This is a genomic window from Hymenobacter sp. AT01-02 (genome assembly GCF_000961955.2).
GTDB classification, from domain to species: domain Bacteria; phylum Bacteroidota; class Bacteroidia; order Cytophagales; family Hymenobacteraceae; genus Hymenobacter; species Hymenobacter mucosus.
Map to the genome: position 1 here is coordinate 1 of NZ_JZIR02000169.1, position 7,714 is coordinate 7,714.

The 7,714-nt window shown below is 50.9% G+C and carries 11 protein-coding genes; 6 read left to right on the plus strand and 5 right to left on the minus strand.

The window, feature by feature from the left end; all coding sequences use genetic code 11:
* Positions 1 to 182: 182 nt before the first annotated feature.
* The gene (locus tag VI25_RS21930) at positions 183 to 608 is read right to left on the minus strand and encodes a DUF1810 domain-containing protein (protein WP_045690689.1); all 426 of its coding nucleotides are present in this window, start codon (positions 606 to 608) and stop codon (positions 183 to 185) included.
* 193 nt (positions 609 to 801) lie between these two features.
* Here VI25_RS21930 and VI25_RS21935 point away from each other — a divergent pair, with 193 nt between their 5' ends.
* Positions 802 to 1,029, plus strand: coding sequence for a hypothetical protein (locus tag VI25_RS21935; protein ID WP_045690690.1), 228 nt, complete (start codon positions 802 to 804; stop codon positions 1,027 to 1,029).
* 244 nt (positions 1,030 to 1,273) lie between these two features.
* Here the strand turns inward: VI25_RS21935 and VI25_RS21940 are convergent, their stop codons facing one another.
* Both VI25_RS21940 and VI25_RS21945 read right to left on the minus strand, forming a co-directional pair.
* Positions 1,274 to 1,888 carry a DUF6134 family protein gene (locus tag VI25_RS21940; RefSeq protein ID WP_045690691.1) on the minus strand — a complete coding sequence of 205 codons (615 nt, stop codon included), beginning with the start codon at positions 1,886 to 1,888 and terminating at the stop codon, positions 1,274 to 1,276.
* Positions 1,889 to 1,920: 32 nt separating this feature from the next.
* On the minus strand, positions 1,921 to 2,754 hold the full coding sequence (locus tag VI25_RS21945; RefSeq protein ID WP_072144890.1) for a DUF547 domain-containing protein: 834 nt from the start codon (positions 2,752 to 2,754) through the stop codon (positions 1,921 to 1,923).
* Between the two features lie 294 nt (positions 2,755 to 3,048).
* On the opposite strand from VI25_RS21945, the gene VI25_RS21950 reads away from it, so the two are divergent.
* Genes VI25_RS21950 through VI25_RS27435 form a run of 4 tightly spaced genes read left to right on the plus strand, consistent with a single transcriptional unit; the run spans position 3,049 to position 5,627 of the window.
* Positions 3,049 to 3,741, plus strand: coding sequence for a TIGR04283 family arsenosugar biosynthesis glycosyltransferase (locus VI25_RS21950; RefSeq protein ID WP_045690692.1), 693 nt, complete (start codon positions 3,049 to 3,051; stop codon positions 3,739 to 3,741).
* Entirely contained in the window at positions 3,741 to 4,742 is a 1,002-nt protein-coding gene (locus VI25_RS21955; RefSeq protein WP_055562897.1) for an NAD-dependent epimerase/dehydratase family protein, read from the plus strand. The genes VI25_RS21950 and VI25_RS21955 overlap by 1 nt, the downstream gene beginning before the upstream one ends.
* Complete coding sequence (locus VI25_RS21960) at positions 4,735 to 5,325, plus strand: SDR family NAD(P)-dependent oxidoreductase (RefSeq protein ID WP_236705201.1); 591 nt, start codon at positions 4,735 to 4,737, stop codon at positions 5,323 to 5,325. Before VI25_RS21955 ends, VI25_RS21960 begins: the two co-directional genes overlap by 8 nt.
* A 2-nt stretch (positions 5,326 to 5,327) precedes the next feature.
* Complete coding sequence (locus tag VI25_RS27435) at positions 5,328 to 5,627, plus strand: hypothetical protein (RefSeq protein WP_236705202.1); 300 nt, start codon at positions 5,328 to 5,330, stop codon at positions 5,625 to 5,627.
* Between the two features lie 73 nt (positions 5,628 to 5,700).
* Here the strand turns inward: VI25_RS27435 and VI25_RS21965 are convergent, their stop codons facing one another.
* Entirely contained in the window at positions 5,701 to 6,090 is a 390-nt protein-coding gene (locus tag VI25_RS21965) for a RidA family protein (protein ID WP_045690693.1), read from the minus strand.
* Between the two features lie 102 nt (positions 6,091 to 6,192).
* Positions 6,193 to 6,756 carry a Crp/Fnr family transcriptional regulator gene (locus tag VI25_RS21970; RefSeq protein WP_045690694.1) on the minus strand — a complete coding sequence of 188 codons (564 nt, stop codon included), beginning with the start codon at positions 6,754 to 6,756 and terminating at the stop codon, positions 6,193 to 6,195.
* Positions 6,757 to 7,031: 275 nt separating this feature from the next.
* Here VI25_RS21970 and VI25_RS21975 point away from each other — a divergent pair.
* Positions 7,032 to 7,714 (plus strand): polysaccharide lyase family 1 protein (locus tag VI25_RS21975; RefSeq protein ID WP_410503456.1); only part of this gene is annotated, 683 nt, incomplete at its 3' end.

Genomic DNA, 7,714 nt, shown 5'->3' on the forward strand with positions numbered 1-7,714 from the left:
GAGGGGGGGATGCGCCGGGGGCTCGTCTCGTTTAGGGCCTTCCCAGCCGGGAGGCTCTTTTATCTATTTGCTTAACAAGCCTATCTAGCGTTAACATTACCAGCCGGGGCTTAGGAACTAGCTTTCATTGTACGCAGCGCCCCACCGTCCCGTCTTTGCTTAGGCGGGGCTACGTTTAGTCTTTATTTGCCCAATATTTTTAAGGTTTTAGTGTCTTGTTCACCCTTGTAGAAAGTGTCCAGCACTTTTTGAAACACTGAGTGGGTGACGGGAAGATTAGCAAACAAAGTCATTGATGATTTAAGCTTTAGATCATCAGGATTACCAAGAATTCGAGTGGCGTCGTGATTATTCAAAGCAAGTAGGGCTTCGCTAATATGTACAAGCCGACTGCCAAGCACTGGGTGGTTAAGGTAGGCCTCGGCCTCAGCTAAATCTTCTATGGCGTAGTAAGCCGAAGTTGAACTGAATCCTAAGCCTTTGATCTGTGGAAAGATATACCACATCCAATGGCTCTGCTTTTTACCTCTTTGAATTTCAGTTAGAGCAATGGGATACGACGATTCTTGCGCGTCAAGGAAGCGTTGTAATCGGCTTTCTGATTTCATAGAAGTTGCGTGACCTAGTTGAACAATGCTTCACTATACGTCTGCGCTGGTATTTCAATTAAATATACTTGCCATAATCCGTAGGCTTAAGCTTTCTGTAGCAAGTAATGGTCGCCTTCTTTAAGCGATTCTCTGTTCGCCTTTTTAGCTAAGAGTTTGTAAGTTTGTTACTTGTGTCTTATTCCTTTTCTCTATGAGCGACGAAAGTATCCCTTATATCGAGTTGCCTTTTTCTGCTCAAATCATTGCAGCTCAACATTTGCGTACTCTCTTGGTGGAGGATGTTCCCTCTACCACAACAGCAGAACAGGTACGGGAAGCAATGGCACAACTCAACATGCCGGTGTGGGCTTTAGGTGACTTGTATATCTATGCTCCGCTTGATATGCTAGGCGTTAAAAGTATTCTCTGCCATGAATAGGCTATTGAGTAACTATATTCTTACGGGTATAAATAGCTTATAATCAAGCTGAAGTTTTATTACAATAGAAGATTGCAGCTGTTCAGGTAAGGTTTCAATAGCTGCTAAGGCTATGGAAATAATGTTTCGTTGAACTGCTTTAGCCGATAACAAGAGCGGTACTATACGGCCGTTATAAGCTGCGAACCAGTTAATTGACGTATGCCATTCAGTTCTTCTCATAACAAAGAAGTTCAGGTTTGCCTTACGGTAGAAACCGAATGACGAAGTTCTTGAGTGGGTTCTTCTTAATGATGGTTATTAGTTGGCCATCAGCATATCGGTATTCATCCTCGCGCCCGTCGCGGAAGGCTCTATAAACTGCTGGGCCTGAGGAACTCAGTGTAAAGTAGTCGCCGAAGTATTCGGCAAAAGCGCTAGAGTGCTTCTTTGGCTCCTCAAAAAACAGGTCAGTTACAGTGTAAGTAATAGATTGCTTTTCCGTTGCGTGGTATTTGTGCTTATACTGATCAGCTATAATGTTGTAATGGTCATGCTTCCACTCGGTACGCGAGGAAAAGTCACCTTGATTAGTATGCGCCGTAACAGTAGAGAGACGAAGTTGCCCACTCCAAACATGGTTAACAACCTGATAGTAGACCGTGAGGTGGTACAGTAGAAAGTTGACCTGCACATCACTAGTGAGTGTTGACACTACTTCTTGGCCTACTCTCTGTCGGGTAGCAGTCATGGTGCCTACACGTAGCCCTGCTACTTCAATAGCATAACGCCGAATTTCTGGGCTTTGTACAGGCCTGGTCTGAGCCTTCGTTTCGAGCAGTAGGGCGCATACTAGTAACCAAGTCGCCACATATTTCATTGCTGCCGGTTTAGGAAACTGCGGGGAAGTGTCTACTGCGCATTCAGGTTCCAGTTGTAATCCAAGTAGCTGATTTGAGTGGAGTTATCCATCTTGGTTGTTGCATACTTATTTACCCAACTCGCTACCGTCTGCCCGTTTTCGGTCCAATCACCTTTATACCAGTCGAAGTACTTAGAAAGCTGCGCCGTAGCCTTACCTGGCTTGTTTTTGGTAGGGTCGCGCAAGAAGTCCCGGCCTTGGTCTTCTAACTGACTATCTAGCTTGGCGGCCGTGTATGCTTCATTGCGCAGCCGCGGGCATGAGATAGAAGCGCATACTAGCGCAAAGTGAATGCGTGGATCATTGAATTTCTTGCGTAAAGTGCCGTGCTCGATGTTGTCCAGGCTCATCTTGGTACCTCCTATCGAGAAGAACTTCGAAGCCCAAGGTGTGGTCACGAAAGGAATCTGAATCTTAGTGCCAATGTCTTTGATGCTCTGCAAAGGGTAGTGGTCGAGCACCAAGCGGATCGTGTAGGCATTGTACGCATTAATCCAGTACGCCATTTGCTCTGCCTTGCTCCAAGTAGCCGCCGGTGGGTTTTTGCTTAGGAACTGCAAGTATTGGTTGAAAGCTGCCTGATCGGTTTTCCAACCCTTATAGTTCACTAGCCCTTGTGCGTTGACGTACTTTTTAAGCAGCTTATCAAAGGTGCTGTGGTCCAATGGGGCAGTAGCAACGGCTCGCGCAACTGAATGCGGTGCCGAAGTTGCTGGCCGGGAAAAGGAGGGTAACACAGCTACTACTGCAGCGGCAATACAGGCAAAATACAAGGCAGGAATTTTCATGGGTAGGCGCTTATGCATGAGCATATACGTGGGCATGGGGCAGCAAAGATTGAAGCCTGGGCAATCTTCTACCCATTGGCTTTTCGTAAAGTGACAATGTCCCCTGTATCGTGTGCCAGTATTTGCTACTCCACCTGTTCGGTTTAACTGGATAGTTCGCACTCTAGAGGTGTTGGCTATGATTCGGAGACATACCTAAGATATCAGCAGCTATGCAATTCTAGGGAAACAGTAGCATGAACTTTACCTTGCTATCAGTGAAATCCTCTGCCACGTCTTCCTTTCTGCCATCTGAAAAGTGGGGTACTTCCGCTTCTCAACTTCTTCCCTATGCGTCTTAGCGTTATTATCCCCACCTATAACGAAGCAGCCACTATTAGCAGCTTAATTCGCCAACTACGGCAGTACGATCCTGGGCAGGAGGTAGAGGTGCTGGTGGTAGATGCCAATAGTCCGGATGGTACTGCCGAGCTAGCCCAGCAGGCGGGCGCTACAGTGCTATGCGCGCCCAGTGCTGGCCGTGCAGCCCAGATGAATTACGGGGCTCAGCAGGCTACCGGCAACATCCTATATTTTGTGCACGCTGATGTAGGAATTCATCCAGACTACGTTTCAACCATTAAGCAAGCGGTGGCCCAGGGCTACGAGGCAGGCTGCTACCGTTTTCGATTTGCTTCGCCTCATCCACTGCTTCGCATCAATAGTTTCGGAACTCGTTTTCAAGGAATTATGAGTCGGGGTGGAGACCAGACTTTGTTCATCACCCGCGACCTGTTTCAGCGCCTACAGGGGTTTGATGAACAGTATGTTATCATGGAGGACTTTGACATTATCCAGCGCATTCGGCGGCAGGCACGTTTCCTAATTGTACCTAAAGATGTGATAGTTTCGGCGCGCAAGTACGAAACCAACAGTTGGTTGCGGGTGCAGCTAGCCAACCTGACAGCCTTCTCCTTATTCTTCCTGAAAGTAGCCCCTACCCGCATTGCTCGCACCTATAAGGCTATGCTTAACTACCGCTGATGCCTACTGTACTTGTAACTGGTGCCGACGGCTTTTTGGGACGCCATTTGGTGCAGCAACTCCTTGCACGTGGCTACCAAGTGCGGGCCTTAGTGCGGTCTGCCCAGCCTGTAAATACGTTGGCATTGCCACCCTTGACATCATTGCCAGTTGACGTTGTAGTGGGCGACGTCTGCCAGCCAGCTACCATGGCGGGCCATGCTGATGGGTGCGCGGCCATTATTCACGCCGCTGCTCTGGCCCAGGTTAACCCAGCTCGAAACCCCGCTGTGTGGACCGTTAACTTGCAAGGCACCGAAACCATGCTCAATTTGGCCCGTGCAGCGGGAATAAGCCGGTTCGTGTACGTGGGCACCGCCAACGTCTTTGGTTTCGGTACTCGCCAGCATCCGGGCGATGAAACCCGGCCCTACGCTGGGTACCAGTATGGACTAGACTATATGGATAGCAAGCTGGCTGCTACCAATAGCGTGTTGCGCGCCGTGGCCAATGAGGAACTGCCCGCCGTTCTGGTACATCCTACTTTCATGCTCGGCCCAGGCGATGCTAAGCCTACCTCCAATGCCTTGTTGCTGGAGCTTTACCGGGGTAAGCTGCCAGGTTACCCTCCCGGCGGCAAGAACTACGTGCACGTACGGGATGTAGCCGTAGCTACTATCAATGCCCTCACGCAGGGCCAGGCCGGAGAGTCCTACATCCTGGGCAACCAGAACCTGAGCTACCAGGAAGCCTTTGCTTTAATGGCCCAAGTGCTAGGTGTGCCAGCCCCACGGTGGCTGCTGCCAGCCCGGATATCCTACCTCTACGGCACTATCTGCGACTTAAAAGCAAGGCTTACGGGTCGGCCTGCTCAACTAAATTCGGCTATGGCGGCTGTAGCCAATGACGGACATTATTTCAATGTGCAAAAGGCCCGTGCCGAGCTCAGTTTACCCCAAACCGACCTAAGAATAGCTATTACGGAGGCTTTTCAATGGTTTAAAGATCACAACTATGCGTGATACTGCATTACCAAGCGCGGCATCACGTTCTACCACGAAGCAAATGGTTGCGCGGCCCCCTTCTGACGGAGGTAACGGCCCCTTCATGGGCAAAGTAGCCATTGTTACCGGCTCCGAGTCGGGTATTGGGCGGGAAACGGCCCGGCTCCTCTGCCAGCAGGGCAGTGCTGTCGTACTGAATGGCCGCATGGCCGAGCGGCTCGCCCAGACCCACCAGGAATTTGAGCAGGCAGGCTACACCGTAGTCAGCTGCGTGGCCGACGTGACGGACTTCACATCTTGTGAAGCTTTAGTAGATACTGCTATTCAGGCTTTCGGACAGATAGATATTCTTATTACGAATGCCAGTATTTCCCAGCGAGCTTACTTTGCTGATATGGCACCCGATGTGTTCCGGCAAGTGCTCGACAGCAATGTGTACGGGGCGGTATACCCACTAAAAGCTGCATTGCCCTACCTAATTCAAACGCGGGGCAGCGTCACGTTTATCTCGTCCATTTCGGCCTTGAATGGGATGCCTAGCGGCTCGGCCTATTGTGCTGGCAAGGCTGCCATTTCTAACCTAGCCCATACCTACGGTTAGAGTTGAACCATACGGGTATTCACGTTGGAGTAGTTCATATTGGCTTCACGCAAAACGACGCCGACAAACGCGTTCTTGACGCCGATGGGCAGCCGGTACCTATTGCTCATCGCCCTCCGCGTTGGCAAAAATCTCAGGCTGAGGTAGCCAGCATCATCTTAGGACACATTCGGCGGCGGCGGCAGCGCACAGTTATTTCCGCACTAGGCCGGCTTATTGTGCTAGTACACACCTACCTACCTCGCCTCGGCGACTGGATTGTGCTCACCACCATTCGCCGGCTCCACCATTTCTACGAGTAGGTATGGGGGCTTACTCCAAGTCTTGCAAGGTTAACCTCGGTTAGATTGGAAAGGCGAAACAACTGGTTAGTAGTTACTTTACTACTGTGGCTTCTAGCTCAACTTTCAGCGTTTCAAACAAACTCTGCACCTCAAATACTGTGGAGGCTTGCTGGATACCGTGCTTGGCAATCCACGCTTGAAAAACACCAAAGCAAGTGAAAAGCTCGGCGGTGGAAGTTGTGTAAATATTCAATCGTACAATCCCACGGCATTCGTACCCGGCCTCCGTAATAACCTGCTCCAGGTTTTGGATGGCCTGAACAAGCTGCGCCTCCATGTCGCTGGTACTGGATTGGCCATTGGCATCTACTGCCGCCTGCCCAGAGCAGTAGAGCGTGCCTTCTACCTGCGTAACCTCAACGGCTTGTGCATAGCTGCGCTTATCCTGCCACTGCCACGGGTTAGTGATTTGTTTTTTCATATGCTTGCCTTTTTGCGGTGTGAGATGTGCGCTGCAAAACTGCCAACAAGCTTAGGAAACGAGCGTGACCTACCGCACAAATCCAGTGTGATCTACCTCACACTAAGCGGAGAGCCGGCTAAGGGTCTCGCGCGAAACACCCAAGTAAGCGGCAAGTAGCGTTTTAGGCACCCGCTGAACCAAACCAGGGAAGCGCTGCAGTACCTGCTCGTAGCGCTCTTTAGCAGTAGTAGTAAGCAACGATAAAACGCGCTGCTGCGCTCCAATATGCCCCAAAGTCGATTTGGTGAGGAAGAAACGCGCCATCTTCGGAAGACTGGCGCAGAGCTGGTGGTAGTTGTCGAGCGGTAGGCAAATCACGGTGGCATCCTCAATGCAATCCAGCGACATAGTGGCTCTAGTTTGGGTATAGTAGGCGCCAAAATCACTTTCCCACCAGTCTGCCATTGCAAAAGAGACAATGTGTTCCTTTCCCGAAGCATCCGTATAAACTAGCTTCAGCAACCCGGAAACCACAAAATAGGCGTACTGTACCACGTCGCCTTCTTGAATAAGAGACTGGTGCTTTTTGTACCTCCTGAGGGTAAAATGCGTGCTTACGAGAGCAAATTCGTCATCAGTGAGCGGCACTACCTTTTCTATATGTTCGCGTAGCTTGTCTAGCATATGTGCGAGAATCTGACGGCCAAAGATAGGGTTCGTGCTACGATGCGGTTTGTCTGTCTGAGCTGATTGCCAAACTGTAGTGTTCGGTAGCAGTGCAAACTGGTTAACTCTGGCCAGCAACCCGCCAAGATGGTACAGTCTAGTGCCCCGGCCCGCCGCGTACATTGTAGCTTCCGCTTAGGTGGGCCTTTGCCAGCACATAGCCGTAGGCAGCTGGCACCGTGCGCGCTGCTTCCAAGATGTTAAACCGCTTCGCTTTCTCACCTGCTCTTACCATGTCTACTCGTGCATTTCGTGCCTGCGGGCTGTTCGTTGGTCTCATTTTGAGCACAGCTGCCCTGCCCGCCCGCGCGCAGCTGGTAGCTTTCCCCAGTGCCGAAGGGTTTGGCCGCCTGGCTACTGGCGGCCGTGGAGGAAAGGTGGTAGAAGTGACCACGCTTAACGACGGGGGGCCGGGTAGTTTCCGCGAGGCCTTCACCCAATACCCCGGCCAGCCGATTACCATTGTATTTCGCGTCGGGGGCATAATTGAGTTGAAATCGGCTCTCAAACCCAAACGCTCCAACGTCACCATTGCGGGCCAAACCGCCCCAGGCGACGGTATCTGCCTGAAAAACTACACCTTTAAGCTAAACGGTTCTAACATCATTGTGCGCTACCTCCGCTCTCGACCCGGCAACACATCGGGGGCCAACGTATCGGGCGTCTACGGCCTGAATATGGAGAACTGCCGCAACTTCATTGTTGACCACTGCTCCTTTAGCTGGTCAATTGAGGAGGCGGCTACGTTCTACGACAACAAGTATTCGACCGTACAGTGGTGCCTAATCAGTGAAAGCTTGAATTCGTCGTTTAATGGCAAAGGCGACCATGGCTACGCAGGCGTGTGGGGTGGGCAATATGCTTCTTACCATCACAACCTGATTGCCCACCATCATAGCCGGGCCATTCCGCTTCA